This window comes from Halococcus agarilyticus (genome assembly GCF_000334895.1).
Taxonomy (GTDB): domain Archaea; phylum Halobacteriota; class Halobacteria; order Halobacteriales; family Halococcaceae; genus Halococcus; species Halococcus agarilyticus.
The window spans coordinates 66,510-81,560 of record NZ_BAFM01000002.1 but is presented as its reverse complement, the minus strand read 5'-3'; the positions used below and the strand labels follow the sequence as shown (position 1 = coordinate 81,560).

The following is a 15,051-nucleotide window of genomic DNA, read 5'->3' as shown; positions in this document are numbered from 1 at the left end:
GATTCACATATCGTTTCTCAAACGACTTTTGGTCGCTGAAGGGCTCTATTTCGACACTTTCGTCCTGAATATCCGATTGTATTCGATCGGAAGCAGTTTACGGGGCGTACTTGTCTCAGCATCCAAATCTAACTGGATCTGTTTCTGTCGACTGACCCCGATCCGCTCGAATCCTGGTCCGTGCACCATCGTCCGACGATCGAACGTGCTCTTCGGTAGTGGTCTCGATCTCGCTCGTCGCCACGCGAAATCGGGCTGTTTGATCTAAGCCAAATCGCGGACGGATCTCTTTCCACCGGCGTTCGGTTCGTGGGAGCCGAAAGCGTCGCTCCGAACCGACGACTCGCACGGGGAACAGGGATTACCCGTCGCGGTCGGTCCAGAAGTCGAAGCCGCGACCCGGGGCGAAGACGTCGATGGCGACCGCCCGTTCGTCGCCGGTGTTCTCGACCCGGTGGGACTCCCACGCTTCGAGGTGGACCGAGTCGAAGCGGTCGAGCGTCACGGAATCGTCCTCGGTGTGGACGGTGATCTCACCCTCCAGCACGACGCAGACCTGCTCGTTCTCGTGGTCGTGCATCGGCGAGGAGTGGCCCGGCGGCTTCTCGAACCACTCGAAGGTGAACTGGTCGCTGCCGGCGAGCGAGACGCGACGCCAGCCCTCCTCGGGCTCGTACGTCTCCGCCGCGGCGAAATCAACGTGTTTCATGTGCCTCGTCAGCGTGTCGCGGCTATCGCTATTGAAGATTGTGGACCCGGCCACGATACCGGCCGCCGTTCGGGCGCTCGGTTCGGGGGATCGTCGATCGACGGACGACCGAGCGGCGACCGCTCAGAGGTTTGCGGCCCCCGCACCGCCGTCGATCGGGATCGCGACGCCGTTCAGATAGCTCGACCGCGGCGAACAGAGGAAGGCGACGACCTCGCCGAGCTCCCGGGGTTCGCCGATGCGTTCGAGCGGGATCCCCTCGGCGCGTGCCGCGAGCCCCTCCTCGTAGGAGTCGTACTCGCCGCGCTCGACCGACTGTTCGACGAGCTCCTCGATCCGGCTCGTCTCGTGTGGACCGGGCAACACCGCGTTCGCCCGCACGTCGGGAGCGAGCTCCTTCGAGAGCGTCTTTTCGAGTCCGATGACACCCATCCGAACCGAGTTCGAGAGCACCAGCGAGTCGATGGCCTCCTTGACGCTTCGGGAGGTGATGTTCACGATCGTGCCGCCGTCGCCGTCTTGGAGGTGGGGGGCGGCCTCGCGGACCAGTCGAACCACGCTCATCACGAGGAGGTCGAACGCGTGATACCAGTCCTCGTCGTCGGTCTCCACGAACGGGCCGCTCGGCGGCCCGCCCGCGCTCGTCACGAGGTGGTCGAGCCCGCCGAACTCCTCGACGGTCGCCGTCACGAGGATCTCGACGTCCTCCTTCCGAGTGAGGTCGCCGGCGACGCCGACCACGTTACCTTCACCGAGCGCGTCGAGCTCCGTGACGGCCTCGTCGAGTCGATCCTCGTCCCGGCCGTTGAGCACCACGTTCGCGTCCGCCTCGGCGAGCACCGCGGCCGACGCACGCCCGAGGCCGCTGCTCGATGCCGTCACCAGTGCCACGTCGTCCGCCACGTCGAGACTCATAGCGACCGAAACCGTGATCGCCCGCCACTTAGTCGTTCTGTTGGCGGCGTGGTGGGTGGATCGCTCCGGCTGTCCGACTCGACGGACTCGGGTCCGGCCGATGCCCAAGCAGGGTCGATCGTCGACGCGGGCTGCGAGCACAACACTCATCCGGGTTCGTCCCCGAGATGGCCCCACGATGGCACAGTCAGACGCGAAATCGGGAAATGCGGGCGGCCCGTCGTGTAAACTCGATCGCGTGATCGACGAGTACGAACTCGATCGGGTGGCCGAGAACCTCCAGGAGTACTGGACGCGGGAGGACGAGCGCTACAGCCTCAGAGGGCTCGCCGACTACGTCAACCAGGCGGTCCTCCGGACCGCGATGGATCGCGAGGGACTCAACCCGCTCGACGGCGAGGTCGAGAACACCCACCGACTGCTCACCGACGACGAGGTGAGCCAGGGGGTCCGGACGCAGGCACACAGTCGGCTCGACCGCCGTGGCGTCGACATCGACGCGGTCGAGGGGGACTTCGTGTCGTACCAGACGGTCAACCGACATCTGAAGGAGTGTCTCGGCGTCGAGCGTGCGTCGGCCGAACGGACCGACAGCGATCGCGTCGATAGCGGTGCCCAGCGGATCGCCGCGCTCCGGAATCGGACAGTCGCCGTCACGGAGAACACGCTCGATCAGCTCCGCTCGTCCGGCGCGCTCGCACTCGGCGAGCCCGACGTCTACGTGGACGTCACGGTGACCTGTACCGACTGCGGGACACACGGGACCGTCCAGGAACTGATCGACGACGGTGGCTGCGGGTGTGAGCCGAGCGATGCGACGTCGTAACGCGGTCCCCGGACTCGTGACGCCGATAGGGGTGTTACGCGAACCCGAAAGCGGCTCGTCCGGTTCGGCTTGACGCTCTCGGCAGCGCCAGCGTGCCGATCCCGTGATTCCAGGCTCGGCCCGTGGAACCGAAAGTATAGGGGCCTGGCCGCGTCCACGGATCGTATGCAAACGAAACTCGGTCGGCTCGATCGCCTCCTCGACGACCGCGATCTCGCGTCGGTCTGGTTCGGGCGGCCGAACACGTTCGCGTGGCTCCTCGGCGGGAGCAACGTCGTCAGCGACGGGGCCGCCGTCGGCGTCGCAGCCGTCGGGTACGACGGCGACGGCCTCACGGTCGTGACGGACAACATCGAGGCCCCGCGACTGCGTGCGGAGGAGCTGCCCGACGGGGTCGCTGTCGAATCTGCCGACTGGTACGCGGCGGACCTCGGCGAGGCGGTCGCCGAACGCTCGCCGACGCCCGCGGCGGCGGACTTCGACGTTCCGGGCTTCGAATCCGTCGACGCTGGCGACCTCCGCCAGCCGCTCACCGAAGCGGACGTCGCGGCCTACCGCGAGCTCGGTCGCGACACCGCCGCGGCCGTCGAGTCGGTCTGTCGAGACCTCGATCCCGGGGACACCGAACGGGCGGTCGCCGGGCGACTCGCCGGCGTGCTCGCGGAGCGGTCGATCGCCGCGCTGGTCGTTCTCGTCGGGGGTGCCGAGCGCGCTCAGCAGTACCGCCACTACACGCCCTCCGACGCGGAACTGGGCGAATATGCCCTCGTGTCGGTGACCGCCAGGCGCGCCGGCCTCCACGCGAGCTGTACGCGAACCGTGGCGTTCGACCCGCTGTCGTGGCTCGACGATCGCCACGCGACCGCGACCCGGGTCGAGACGAGCGCGCTCGCGGCGACACGAGAGGTCGGCCGCGAGGACGGCGTCGCGAGCGACGTCTTCGAGCGGATCCAGAGCGCGTACGCCGCCCTCGATCGCCCGGACGAGTGGCGCGCCCACCACCAGGGCGGTGCAGCGGGCTACGCCGGCCGCGAGTGGATCGCCACGCCGACGCTCGACGCGCCGGTCCGGCTCCCGATGGGCTACGCGTGGAACCCGACGGTCCAGGGCGCGAAGAGCGAGGACACGGTGCTCGTGACCGACGAGGGGTTCGAACCACTCACGACGACCGGTGAATGGCCGACCCGAACCGCCGAAGCGGTCGGGGCCGACGTCGAACTGGAGCGCCACGGCGTGCTCCGACTGTAGGCGAGACGACGGCGAGGAGCTGTCCGCAACCGCGAGCCGCGGACCAGGCGAGACAGTCTCCTCAGCCGTGACTCGTGCTTCGTCCTCAAAGTCGGAATATTAGTGCTTGCATTTTTTAGTGTGGACGGACAGTCACCGTCGAAACGGACGGTTCCGATAGCGACGGTAGAAAGTGGTACTGAGGGCGTGGTAACGGCGTCTTCGACGGATCATCGCTCGACCGCTGGAGCAGACTCCATACAGAACGACGGAGAGGCGAGATGCGGACGACGATGCGACGAAACGATGCAGAACGATCGAATGGGTCCTGAAACGGGAAAAACGACGTCGTCATCGAGAATGGCGGAGCACCGTCATGAAATACAAGTATCTCTATTCGAATTCGCCGGTAGCCAGATCGTCGTCGGTTCGAGGCGATGGTGGTGGATCGGCGGTCGGCGACGGTCTAGCCGTGGCTGTTCGATCCGTGAACACGGGGGGCGTCCGCGGCCGGCGCGCTCAGACGAGTGCGGCTTCGAGCACGAAATCGGGGTTCTCGCCCATCGCCACGTGGGCAGCAGCCGCGTCGGAGACGTGCCGTGGCGTCTCCGGAACGAGCACGCGCGTGCGATCGGCACCGACCGCGGCTGCGTCGGCGCTGATCGCGCGAAAGAGCGCGCGTGCGGCCCCGAGATCGGTCCACGCACCGACGCCGTACTCGGCCCACTGTTCGATCCCGCCGTCGGTCTCGCGCTCGTAGTCGCGCACCCGGTGGGCCATCGCCCGTGTGCCGTCGTCCTCGCGGTCGGCACCGTCGGAACCCTGTTCCGACGAGCCTCCACTCGCTTCGCTCGTGGAGACTCCGCCTTCCGCTGTGGTGTCGTCCTCGCGACTGACGGCGAACACCCGGGTTTCGTCGGCCGCGCGATGGAGTCCTTCGCGGGTCAGTTCCGCCATCGCCCACGACTCGTCGGCGTCGAGCGCGAGCCCGGAGAGTGCGCTCTGGGCGTCCGAGCGTCGCCAGAAACTCCACGCGGCGTCCGCGTCGGCCGTGATCGTGTACGGCTCCGGCAGGGTGGCGTCGGGATCGGGGTCGGGATGTGCCCAGCGGAACTCACACAGCGGTGCGAAGCCGACGGCGCGCGACCCGCCGAGGCCGGCGGCGTTCCAGGAGAACACCATGTTACGAACGACGGTCGCACCGCGCTCGCGCGCCCACCTGAAGAGTGCGTCGTTGAGCTGTGTGCTCAGTCCCTCGCCACGGTAGTCGGGGTTGACCCGCATCCCCTGGGCCCACGCCTCGTGGTCGGAGAGGCACACTCCTTGACAGATCCCCGCGACGTCGTCGCCCGCGTCGGCGAGAAAGGTTCGCTGGCGGTCGCCGTCGCCCGCGATCCACTCGTGGTAGATCTCGGGGATGTAGTCGCCGCTCTCGCGGTCGGCCCACGTCTCGCGGGTGAACTTGGCGACCCCTTCGTAGTCGTCGGGCCGCGCCTGGCGGATCGTGATGTCGGTCGCGCCCACGTCACCACGCCTCCTCGATGGTGTGGTTCTCGGGCGGCACCGACCGCTCGGTGAGTTCGCCCACGAGCGGACTGGCCATCGTCGCGGCGACGTCCTCGCTGTTCGCCAGCGCCCACATCAGCTTGACCTTCGCGGTGCCAGGCAGCAGATCTTCGCCCTCGATCACGCCCGCATCGAGGAGATCGCGCCCGGTGTCGTACACCCGATCACAGACCCGGCCGCCGAGACACTGACTCGTCATCACCACCTCGGTTCCGCCCTCGACGAGTTCCGTGATCCGGGGGATCCAGTCGGTGTGGACGTGTCCGAGTCCCGTGCCCTCGATCACGAGCCCTGCGCTCCCTTCGACGCCATCGAGCACTGCCTCGCTGGTCCCGGGCGTGAACTTCACCAGCTCGACGTCGGTCGCGAGGTCCGGTGCGATGTCGAGGCCGACCGCGCCGCGCTCGGCGTATTGCCGTCGAAAGCTCACGTCGACGGAATCGTCATCGCCGCCGTACGCGACCGTGCCGAGTGGCTCGGCTCCAACGGTCTCGAACGCATCCCGGCGGGAGGTGTGATTCTTCCGGACCCTGGTCCCGCGGTGGAGCGCACACCGATCGTCGGACTCGCTCGCGTGCATACAGACCAGCACCTCGGCACAGTCGCTCTTTGCAGCCTCGACCGCACAGACCGCGTTCATCACGTTGTCCGACGATGGGCGGTCAGCCGAGCGCTGGCTCCCCGTAAAGACCACCGGAACGGGCGTATCGAGCATGAAGGCGAGCGCGCTCGCGGAGAACTGCATCGTGTCGGTGCCGTGCATCACGACCACGCCGTCCGCCCCGGCCTCGATCTCCTCGTGGACCGCGCGCGCGAGGTCCTGCCAGATGTCCGGAGTCATGTTCTCCGAGAGGATGTTCGCCACGACACGGCCCCGGTAGTTCGCCCGCCCCGCGAGGTCCGGGACCGCCCGGAGGACGTCCTCGGCGTCGAACTGCGCGGTCACCGCACCGGTCCGGTAGTCGACCGTCGAGGCGATGGTCCCGCCCGTGGAGATGAGCGCCACGGTCGGCAGGTCGTCGTCGAACTCGACGGTCGAGCCGTCCTCCGCTCGGTCGTCACCGACGTCGTAGACATCGGCCTCGACGACTTCGACGGTCGTCCCCGCACGCTCGATCCCGACGTTGTATCCGCCGTTGAGCTTGAGCACGGCGTGATCGTCGGTCGTCGACGGCAACAGCACGCCCTCGTGGGTCCGTCCGTCGTGCGTGAGGCGGACGCGGTCTCCCGGGTTCATACCCACTCTTCCGGGGCGTCGGACTTCAACCCATCCGTTCCCCGGTCGGGGGTGTCGATCCCGAACTCACGCACCGACCGTGCTCCCAACGGCAAGGGCGAGTCCGGCTATGCCGAGCACGACACAGCCGCCGCCGAGCAGGAGCCACCACGTGCCCGCTTCCTCTTGGAGATATCCGGTGGATCGCTTGCCGTCAACTCGCTCTGGCTGCCATGCCATCACGACTCCGATACTGGTGAGTAGCACGTTGAGCGTGAGCTGGAGTGGCTCGCCGCCGACCCCGCTTGAGGCAAGCGTCAGCGCTGTCTGGGCCACCCCGAAGACAGTAAACGCCAGTCCAACCACCCGTGCTCGCTTCATTGACGCGTCTCGTGTCCGACATAACATAGGGGTTGGGGTGGGTCGTTGCTCAGGATCTCCGCTATCAGCAGTCGAGAACGCTACTTCGTCCGTGACGTGTTCGACCGATCGTGTTCGTCGCTCCGAGACCGCTCGTACGCCCCGGCCTGCCGGAGTTCGCCAGCCGCTTCGAGGACGGCTGGCGTCCGACAGACGCCGCGTGCGCCGGTCACCTGTGGGATCGCGCAGTTGTTGCAGTTCTCGCAGACTGCGTGGGGGTCCTCGCCGGGCTCCGACGCCGCGTTCGTGTCGACATCGAGCAGCCTGGCCGGCAGGCGCGGTTCGGCGTAGAACGGCCGGCCGACGCCGACCAGATCGCAGGCCGATCCGACGAGCGCGTCCATCTCCGCACGGCCGCGGATCCCACCCTCACAGAGCACCGGCAGCGAGGTCGCCTCGCGCACCCGGCGGCAGAGGTCGGCGTTCCACGCCGATTCGAAGTCGTAGAACCTCGCCTGGAGGCGGTTCGCGAGCGCGACGAGGCGCGCCCTGACTCGACTCCCGAACACCGCCTCGTAGTCCGCCTGGAATCGCCCGTCACTCCACGCCTGTTCGGGATGCTCGCCGCGAACCAGGCTCAGATCCCAGAACGTCGATCCTCGTACTGGGGCCACGGCGTCGAAGCCGATCCGCTCGGCGCGCTCGGCGATCCGGATCCCCGCCGCGAGCGAGAGCCGGGGCCGAACGAAGGGTGGGGCGGCCGTCTCGACCGGAACCTTCGTCATCACCGGAAAGTCGCCGACCCGCTCGCGGATCTCGTCGTGAACGAGTTCGAGGAAGCGCACCCGTCCCTCGAACGATCCCCCGAACTCGTCGGATCGGCGGTTGTAGTAGGGCGAAAGGAACTGCTGGACGATCCCCATGTTCGCGCCCGCGAGGTGGACACCGTCGTAGCCCGCCGCGGCCGCGTACTCCGCCGAACGCCCGAAATCGGCGGCGAGGTCGTACACCGCCTCGGTCGAGAGCACGTCGCAATCGTAGTCGAGGAGACCGGCCCGCGCGGCGAGTCGCAGGAGCCGTGGTGGCTCCGAGACCGCGAGCTGCCGAAGATCGGGATTTTCCGCACGGTACGGCCGGTGCCAGGTTTCGAGCGTGCGGATCCCGCCGTGGTCGAGCTGGGCCACGATCCGCGCACCGTGATCGTGAACGGTGTCTGTGAGCCGTCGGAGATCCTCGGCGCGGCCGGAACTCGCGAGGTGGGTCATGTTGGGCGCGACCCGGCCGCCCTCGCGTCGGACCGGCATCGCGCCCTGGCAGATCAACCCCACGCCCGCGGCCGCCGCGGGTTCGAGCTCGTCGATCAGCCGGTCGACCGCCTCGGGCCCCTCGCCGGCACATTCGAGCAGCGGCGCGCGATAGAGCCGGTTTCGGAGGTCGAGTCCCGCGAGTTCGCCCGGCGTATCGAGATCCGGCGACACGGGACGACAGACGACCCCGACCGGCTTAGCGGTTGGGTCGCGCCGGTCCCCGGCGACACCCGCCGTGCTGGGGAAAGGCCCATGCCCGTGGATGACCGAGGGACGACATGGCCGACAGCGGTGGCGAACGCACGAAAACCCGCGATGTCGACGACCTCCTCGCCGACGTCGACGACATCACGGCCGACGACGGTGATGCGACGACCGCCTCCAGTACCGGGACGACCGACCCAGTGACGGCCGACCGCGACGCCAGCCGGGAGCGCGCGTCCGGCGGAACCGACCAGGGTGGATCGAGGCTACGCGAGCGTGTCGGACAGCTGTTCTCGCCACGGGCCTTTCTCGTGGCACTCGCGTTCACGGCCGTCGGTATGGCGCTCGGCGGGATCGTCCCGCTCCCGCTCGTTAGCGACGTGCTCGGGTTCGTCGGCGTGTTCGTCGCGACGTTCGCGCTCGGACTCGTCGGCGATCGGAGCTACTACGCCGAAGCCGGTGTGGCGAGCGCAATCGTCGCTGGCGGCTGGTCGGCGATCGGCAGCGTCACCCTCCTCGCGGTCGGCGGCCTCCCGGCGCTCGCGATCCCCGTCGTGACTGCCGGGATCGGCCTGGTCGCCGGCCTCGCTGGTCACTACTTCGGTCGCGACCTCCGCGATGGCCTGACGCGCGAACTGTAGTCGGTGGGGAGCGAGGATTCACGTTTATCCTGTGTCGAAACGGGGTCTGGAAGGGAACACCACCGTGGAGATCGAGCCACTGATCCGAACCAGCGTGCTCGCATTTGTCGCCGTGCTCGGCGTTCCGGCGGGTGTCTACTTCGGGCTCCACGGCTCGCTCGACGCGGGGACGGCAAACGGGTTCGCACTCGGCTCCTCGGTCATCGTCGCGCTCGCCGTCGTCGCGCTGCTTCTGCGGCCGCGCCAGTAGCTCCTCCAGTAGGCTCTCGCCCGTTCGGTCAGAAACGACCCCGACAGGTGACCTGCTGTGATTCATCGAGGGCGTAGAAACGACCCATTCCCGGCCACTCTGTCACCAGACACTCCCTCGGTTGCAGGCTATCAGTAACGCCGATCCTTCATTCGATGGTCCAGTGGCCATCCGTCTGGCGAACGAGATCGTGGGTCGAAAGCAGATCGAGCGCGTCCTCGACCACCGGGAGCGGCACGCCGAGGTGTTCGGCGATCCCGTCGGCCGTCTCGGCCCCCGATTCGATCGCCCCGAGGACCTCCGCACAGAAGCGCGCGTCGCCGTGGTCCGCGAACGCCCCGCGCCCGTCGGCGGCGAGTCCGTCCTCGATCCGGTCGGTGAGCGCGTCGCGCAGCGACGTGAGCCGACCCTGGACCCACCGCTGGGCCAGCGAGAGCTCGTCCTCCAACTGTTCGAGCCGCTGGAGATCGTCGGCGAGCTCGGCGAGCTCGCTGGTGTCGCTCGCCGAGACGTCGATCGAGACGTACCGACAGGTCGTGAGATCGAGGCTCGAACTCGCCGGGTAGGCGCTCTTCGCGCCGAAACCGTAGGGCGAGACGTTGACTTCGAGTCGGAGGTTCCGCGAGATCCGGAAGTACTTCCGACGACCGTCGTCGACGAGGCTCTCGACGAGCCCCGCGTCCTCGAGCTTCCGGAGGTGGCCGATCACCGCCTTCGGACTCACGCCGAGCGACTCGCTGATCTCGGTGACGTAGCACGGTCGCCGGGCGAGCAGCCGGAGGATGCGCCGGCGGTTTTCGTTGCCGAGGAGATCGAGCAGCGCCGCTGAGTCCATTCACCTGTCGTTAGTGCCGAGTGGACAAAAGGATGACCCCACGGGGAGCGCTGACAGTCACCGTACGATTCCCGCCCTGAGAGCGCCAGAGGGACGTACGCTACGCCGCGACGGCCCCTCGGACGTTGCCTCGCCGCGGTCGCACATCGAGCGTCTCGGCCGCCCCGTTCGGGCGGTCACCGACGCGAGCCTGGCCGCCCGATCCGCCGTTCGGCACGGAGAGGCTCGCGGCTCGGCTCGCGAGTCGATCCAATCCGGAGGCGTTCACGCCCTCGCTCGCCGCGAGGGTCTTGGCGTCGCTGATCGCCGCTCTGAGCGCCTCGACGTCGGCCGCGATCCGCGCCCACTTCGCCCGGTGGTGAACCGAACGGTTGACAGCCGTCGGGGTAAACGTCTGTACCTGCTCTTCGGTACGATCGAGCCGGCCGCGAAGCGTCGCGGCTCGCTGTTCGACGAGCGTCTGCTTTTCGGACTGGCTCTCGGCACGCTCGAACCCGGCGCGCCACATCCCCGAATCGACCGCACCGTTGGTCGCGGCGGTGCGTTGCTGCATGAACACCGTGATCTCCCCACCGAGTGCCTCTCCCGCGGTCGTCTGGTCGGCTCCCGTCGTGGTCTCGGCCGGTGAACCGGCGCTCGCCCCCATCACCCCGCCAAGCAGTATCGGAATCAGCAGTATCGTGACGACGTTCGCGTTCACTACGCATCCGTTCGGCGGACCGGGATAAAAGCCCGACGGCCGTTCGCTCCGTTCAGTAACAGCCTCACACCGTCTGCACCACCGCGAAACGACTGTACCAGAACGACGGAGATCGTTCATTCGGTGGCGTGAGCACTTCGCTCGTCCCAGCGCGATTCGACGTTCCGGCGAAGCGCGTTCACGGTGGCTCCGCGTGCTCCGGCACGAACCGACGGTGAAAACCGCAGGGGCCCGAACCTACAAGTGTCGACACGTGGTATCGCGAGTCATGGCACTGTGCCCCAACTGCGAGGCCGATATCACGGCGTGGGCCGAACGACTCGAACAGGCGAGTGCGGCGAGCACTCCCAAAGTCTGGACGTGTCCGGAGTGTGACGTGGTGATCGGCATCTCGGATTGGGGATCCCAGTAACGAACCGACACCGCCGCGGTTGCCGGATCCGCCGACCGCTGCCGGGGAAGGCTTATTACCGACAGCGTGGTACATGCAAACGGATAGCATGTTCGAACGGTTCTCGCGCGGCTACTACCTTGGTCGGCTCTCCATCGAACCCCACCCACGCGACGGGTCGCGCGCGCTCATCCAGCGGGCGACTCACGAGCGGCTCAACGCGGCGCTGTACGCCGAGGGCGAAGGGATCGAGCGCACCGATCTCCCGCTCGTGATGAAGGTCTCGACCAGCCACCTCGCGGTCGGTGGGGACGATGGCGTGCCCGAGGACACGCTGTGGCTGCCGGAGTCGGTGCTCGCGGAGCTCCGGATCGACGCGCCCCCCACCCTTCAGGAGGTGTTGCTCGCCACGGCGGACCGCGCCGCCCAGCTGCTCCGCCTGTCGGGAACGGCAGTCTGAGCGGTCGCCTCGCGCACGACACCAGCGTCACGACCCCCGAACACGACGTGGCGACCGAGTCTGTTCTGCGGGTGCCGGCTCTGCCCATCGACACCGAGGGCAGCAGCCGGCGTCGGGGTTCGGTCGTCTCAACAGGCTTATCCCGGGCGTGGCACCTACCCAACCCATGAGCGATGTCGTCGTGACGCTGCCGGACGGTTCCGAACTCCCGATGGAGCCCGGTTCGACGGTCGAGGACGTGGCCTACGAGATCGGCCCGGGGCTCGGGAACGACACGATCGCCGGGGTCGTGGACGGCGATCTCGTCGCCGCCGCCGAACCGATCACCGAGGACAGTCGATTGGAGATCGTCACCGAGGACTCGGCGGAGTATCTCGACGTGCTCCGGCACTCAGCGGCTCACGTCTTCGCCCAGGCACTCGGACGGCTCCATCCGGAGGCGAAGCTCACCATCGGGCCGTGGACCGACGAGGGATTCTACTACGATATCGCGAACGTCGATCTCGACAGCGAGGACCTGGCGGCGATCGCCGAGGAGGCCCAGACCATCATCGACGCGGACCTCCCGATCGAACGGATCGAATATCCCAGGGATGAAGCCTTCGAGATCTACGCCGACAATCGGTTCAAGCGCGACATCCTCGAAGCGGAGGCGGCGGGCGAGGACCCCGTGAGTTTCTACGAACAGGGTGACTTCTTCGATCTCTGTCAGGGACCACACATCGACTCGACCGGCGAGATCGGCGGGTTCGCGCTGCTCGAAACCTCCGCGGCGTACTGGCGCGGCGAGGAGGACAACGAATCGCTCACGCGGGTCTACGGGACGGCCTTCCCGAGCGAGGACGACTTGGAGGCGTTCCTCGACCGGCGAGAGGAGGCAAAGGAACGCGACCACCGCAAGATCGGTCAGGAGATGGATCTCTTCAGCGTGCCCGACCACTCGCCAGGCAGCGTCCACTACCATCCTAACGGAATGACGATCCGCCGCGAGCTGGAGGAGTACATCAGAGAGATGAACGACGAACTCGGGTATGAGGAGGTCTGGACGCCCGAGCTCAACAAGACTGAGATCTGGAAACCGACGGGGCACTACGACAACTTCACGGCCGAGGGCGAGATGTTCGCGTGGGAGCAGGACGACTTCGAGTACGGCCTGAAACCGATGAACTGCGCGAACCACGCCCATCTCTACGACCGCGAGCGGTGGTCGTACCGTGACCTCCCGATGCGGTACTCGGAGTTCGGTACCGTCTATCGCAACGAGCAGTCGGGCGAACTCTCGGGGATGCTCCGGGTCAGGGGTATGACCCAGGACGACGGCCACGCGTTCGTTCGTCCCGACCAACTCGAAGACGAGATCACCCAGACCCTCCGGGTGATCGAGGAGATCTACAGCCAGTTCGACCTCGAAGTGCTCTACAAACTCGAAACCCAGGGTGACAACGCCATCGGGAGTGACGAGATCTGGGACCAGGCCACCGACGCACTGGTGGATGCACTCGAAGCCGAAGGTCTCGACTACGAAATCGAGGACGGTGAGGCGGCCTTCTACGGACCGAAGATCGGTCTCGACGCCCGAGACGCACTCGATCGCGAGTGGACGATCGGAACGGTACAGGTAGACTTCAACATCCCCGAGCGCCTTGATCTGGCCTACGTCGGCGAGGACAACGAGGAGCACCGCCCGGTGACGATCCACCGCGCGCTGTTGGGGAGCTTCGAGCGGTTCATGGGTGTTTTGATCGAACACTACAAGGGTAACTTCCCGCTCTGGCTCGCGCCCGAACAGGTCCGCGTGCTGCCGGTGAGCGACGACAACCTCGAGTACGCCGAGTCGGTCGCCGCAGAACTCGACGGGTTCCGGACCGAGGTCGAAACCCGCTCGTGGACGGTCGGGCGGAAGATCCGGGCGGGCCACGACGACCGGGTGCCGTACATGCTGATCGTCGGCGACACCGAGGCGGAGGCGGGCACCGTCTCGGTGCGTGATCGCGAGGAACGTGAGCGTGACGGCGTCGAACTCGACGAGTTCCGGGCGGCGCTCGAAGCCGAGCGCGACGAGAAGCTGACCGCGCCGGCGTTTCTCGACTGAGTTCGCAGCGCGATTCGGCGGCGGTGCCTGATGCCTTGGTGAACGGAGTCACTCGAAACGGGAAAGTCGTGTTGTAGTGACGAAAGACGACCTACGTGTTTCGAACCACGGAGCAAGGCCTACGAGAGCTTTGTTTTCCTGGCGGATGAAGGGCGAGGCCCGCGGGGCGGGCCGAGGGCTTCGGCGGTGCGGTTGCGGCGGGCAAGCAACTGTATCGTGAGTGAGCGACCGTAGGGAGCGAACGAGCGGGAAGTTTTCAGCGTAGTTTTTTGCGAGGAGCGAGGGACGCTCCGCGTCCCTCGTACCGTGCGAACGGGCCATGTGCGGCGCTACGCGCCGCGAGTTCGAGGCGGCGAAGCCGCCTCGCGCCGCCCGTGAGCAGAGAGTGGTGGGCGAGCGAGTGAAACGAGCGAGCGCACCCGACGAAGTAAAAAGGTACTCGGGCGCGACGGGATTTGAACCACGGTCGTTTCGCCCGCTGCTCACGGCTCGCCTTGCTCGCCGTTCGCTTCGGAGGCGCTCGCCTCGCTCGCGCCTCCCGCCGCTCGCTTCACTTCCTGATTCAAATCCAGCGCGGTCCTCGCGTTGCTCCTCACGTCCGTTCGTCGCAAACGAAGCGGGCGCGACGGGATTTGAACCCGCGACGTCTTGGTCCGGAACCAAGAACTCTATCCACTGAGCTACGCGCCCACGATCATCGCTAACCACGATACCGGTATAGTCGTTGTGAAAGTCGCTCGCGTCGGTCAGGGTGTCTCGCTGGTTTCGAGCGAGAGGTCGGCAGTGGGGTACGCGACGCAGGTCAGCGTGTAGCCGTCGCCGAGTTCGTTCTCGTCGAGCATCTCCTGACCGTCGTGGACCAGATAGTCCTCGGAGGGACCGTCCGTGACCTGGCCGCCACACGAGACACACTGGCCCTGTCGGCAGGCGTAGGGCAGGTCCCAGCCCTCGTCCTCGCCGGCGTCGAGGAGGGTCTCGTTCTCCTTGACCTCGATCGTCTCGCCCTCCTTCACGTACTCGACCTCGAAGCTCTCGGCCTCGTCGTCGGGAATCTCGGCCGGACTCGGCTCCTCCGCTTCGGCTTCACCCTCCGCGAGCTCGCCCTCCGCCTCGCCGCCACCGCCGACCGCGCCGGCCGGGGCGGCCCCGCCGCCGATCGATCGGTTCATCGGCTCGGGGAAGTCGGTCTCTGGGACGCTCTCGGCACGGTGTTCGAGCACGTCCTGGGAGATGTCGTCCGGGATGATCCGTTCGGTGCCTGGCGAGAAATGTAGTGCGACCATGACGAGCACAGCCAAAAGCCCAATGGAGAGACCGATCACCTCGACCATGACCGCGCTATGGAATCGCCG

The 15,051-nt window shown here is 67.1% G+C and carries 16 protein-coding genes and 1 tRNA gene; 7 read left to right on the top strand and 10 right to left on the bottom strand.

The annotated features are described in order from the left end of the window. Nucleotides 1-361: 361 nt before the first annotated feature. Both TX76_RS01935 and TX76_RS01930 read right to left on the bottom strand, forming a co-directional pair. On the bottom strand, nucleotides 362-709 hold the full coding sequence (locus TX76_RS01935) for a cupin domain-containing protein (RefSeq protein WP_049898684.1): 348 nt from the start codon (nucleotides 707-709) through the stop codon (nucleotides 362-364). Nucleotides 710-832: 123 nt separating this feature from the next. Further along, nucleotides 833-1,624: an SDR family oxidoreductase gene (locus TX76_RS01930; protein WP_049898683.1), complete on the bottom strand. Its 792-nt coding sequence runs from the start codon at nucleotides 1,622-1,624 to the stop codon at nucleotides 833-835. A gap of 178 nt (nucleotides 1,625-1,802) precedes the next feature. Here TX76_RS01930 and rdfA point away from each other — a divergent pair, with 178 nt between their 5' ends. Together rdfA and TX76_RS01920 are read left to right on the top strand one after the other, a co-directional pair. After that, nucleotides 1,803-2,450, top strand: coding sequence for a rod-determining factor RdfA (gene rdfA, locus TX76_RS01925; RefSeq protein WP_049898682.1), 648 nt, complete (start codon nucleotides 1,803-1,805; stop codon nucleotides 2,448-2,450). A gap of 165 nt (nucleotides 2,451-2,615) precedes the next feature. Beyond that, nucleotides 2,616-3,698, top strand: a complete 1,083-nt coding sequence (locus tag TX76_RS01920) for a M24 family metallopeptidase (RefSeq protein WP_049898681.1) — start codon at nucleotides 2,616-2,618, stop codon at nucleotides 3,696-3,698. Between the two features lie 498 nt (nucleotides 3,699-4,196). Here the strand turns inward: TX76_RS01920 and TX76_RS01915 are convergent, their stop codons facing one another. The 4 genes from TX76_RS01915 to TX76_RS01900 form a co-directional block, all read right to left on the bottom strand. Beyond that, nucleotides 4,197-5,201, bottom strand: coding sequence for a GNAT family N-acetyltransferase (locus TX76_RS01915; RefSeq protein WP_049898679.1), 1,005 nt, complete (start codon nucleotides 5,199-5,201; stop codon nucleotides 4,197-4,199). 1 nt (nucleotide 5,202) lies between these two features. Then, the gene (gene gatD, locus TX76_RS01910) at nucleotides 5,203-6,480 is read right to left on the bottom strand and encodes a Glu-tRNA(Gln) amidotransferase subunit GatD (RefSeq protein WP_049898678.1); all 1,278 of its coding nucleotides are present in this window, start codon (nucleotides 6,478-6,480) and stop codon (nucleotides 5,203-5,205) included. Nucleotides 6,481-6,546: 66 nt separating this feature from the next. Beyond that, a complete protein-coding gene (locus TX76_RS01905; protein WP_049898676.1) occupies nucleotides 6,547-6,840 on the bottom strand; it encodes a hypothetical protein in 294 nt (97 codons plus the stop codon). A gap of 80 nt (nucleotides 6,841-6,920) precedes the next feature. Beyond that, nucleotides 6,921-8,297 carry an oxidoreductase gene (locus TX76_RS01900; RefSeq protein ID WP_049898675.1) on the bottom strand — a complete coding sequence of 459 codons (1,377 nt, stop codon included), beginning with the start codon at nucleotides 8,295-8,297 and terminating at the stop codon, nucleotides 6,921-6,923. 107 nt (nucleotides 8,298-8,404) lie between these two features. Here TX76_RS01900 and TX76_RS01895 point away from each other — a divergent pair, with 107 nt between their 5' ends. Together TX76_RS01895 and TX76_RS01890 are read left to right on the top strand one after the other, a co-directional pair. Continuing rightward, complete coding sequence (locus TX76_RS01895) at nucleotides 8,405-8,971, top strand: hypothetical protein (protein ID WP_049898674.1); 567 nt, start codon at nucleotides 8,405-8,407, stop codon at nucleotides 8,969-8,971. Between the two features lie 31 nt (nucleotides 8,972-9,002). After that, the gene (locus TX76_RS01890) at nucleotides 9,003-9,221 is read left to right on the top strand and encodes a hypothetical protein (protein WP_049898673.1); all 219 of its coding nucleotides are present in this window, start codon (nucleotides 9,003-9,005) and stop codon (nucleotides 9,219-9,221) included. A 148-nt stretch (nucleotides 9,222-9,369) separates the two neighbouring features. Here the strand turns inward: TX76_RS01890 and TX76_RS01885 are convergent, their stop codons facing one another. Together TX76_RS01885 and TX76_RS01880 are read right to left on the bottom strand one after the other, a co-directional pair. Beyond that, complete coding sequence (locus TX76_RS01885) at nucleotides 9,370-10,056, bottom strand: ArsR/SmtB family transcription factor (protein ID WP_049898672.1); 687 nt, start codon at nucleotides 10,054-10,056, stop codon at nucleotides 9,370-9,372. A gap of 100 nt (nucleotides 10,057-10,156) precedes the next feature. Further along, complete coding sequence (locus tag TX76_RS01880; protein ID WP_049898671.1) at nucleotides 10,157-10,756, bottom strand: hypothetical protein; 600 nt, start codon at nucleotides 10,754-10,756, stop codon at nucleotides 10,157-10,159. Between the two features lie 268 nt (nucleotides 10,757-11,024). On the opposite strand from TX76_RS01880, the gene TX76_RS17935 reads away from it, so the two are divergent. The 3 genes from TX76_RS17935 to thrS all read left to right on the top strand — a co-directional run bounded on the left by TX76_RS17935 (nucleotide 11,025) and on the right by thrS (nucleotide 13,699). Continuing rightward, nucleotides 11,025-11,168, top strand: coding sequence for a hypothetical protein (locus tag TX76_RS17935; protein WP_195155980.1), 144 nt, complete (start codon nucleotides 11,025-11,027; stop codon nucleotides 11,166-11,168). Between the two features lie 88 nt (nucleotides 11,169-11,256). Next, nucleotides 11,257-11,607, top strand: a complete 351-nt coding sequence (locus tag TX76_RS01870) for a DUF5802 family protein (protein WP_049898669.1) — start codon at nucleotides 11,257-11,259, stop codon at nucleotides 11,605-11,607. A 166-nt stretch (nucleotides 11,608-11,773) separates the two neighbouring features. Further along, entirely contained in the window at nucleotides 11,774-13,699 is a 1,926-nt protein-coding gene (gene thrS, locus TX76_RS01865; RefSeq protein WP_049898668.1) for a threonine--tRNA ligase, read from the top strand. A gap of 617 nt (nucleotides 13,700-14,316) precedes the next feature. Here thrS and TX76_RS01860 read toward each other — a convergent pair. Beyond that, nucleotides 14,317-14,389, bottom strand: a tRNA-Arg gene (locus tag TX76_RS01860). A 56-nt stretch (nucleotides 14,390-14,445) separates the two neighbouring features. After that, the gene (locus tag TX76_RS01855) at nucleotides 14,446-15,030 is read right to left on the bottom strand and encodes a 2Fe-2S iron-sulfur cluster-binding protein (protein ID WP_049898667.1); all 585 of its coding nucleotides are present in this window, start codon (nucleotides 15,028-15,030) and stop codon (nucleotides 14,446-14,448) included. Nucleotides 15,031-15,051 lie beyond the last annotated feature (21 nt).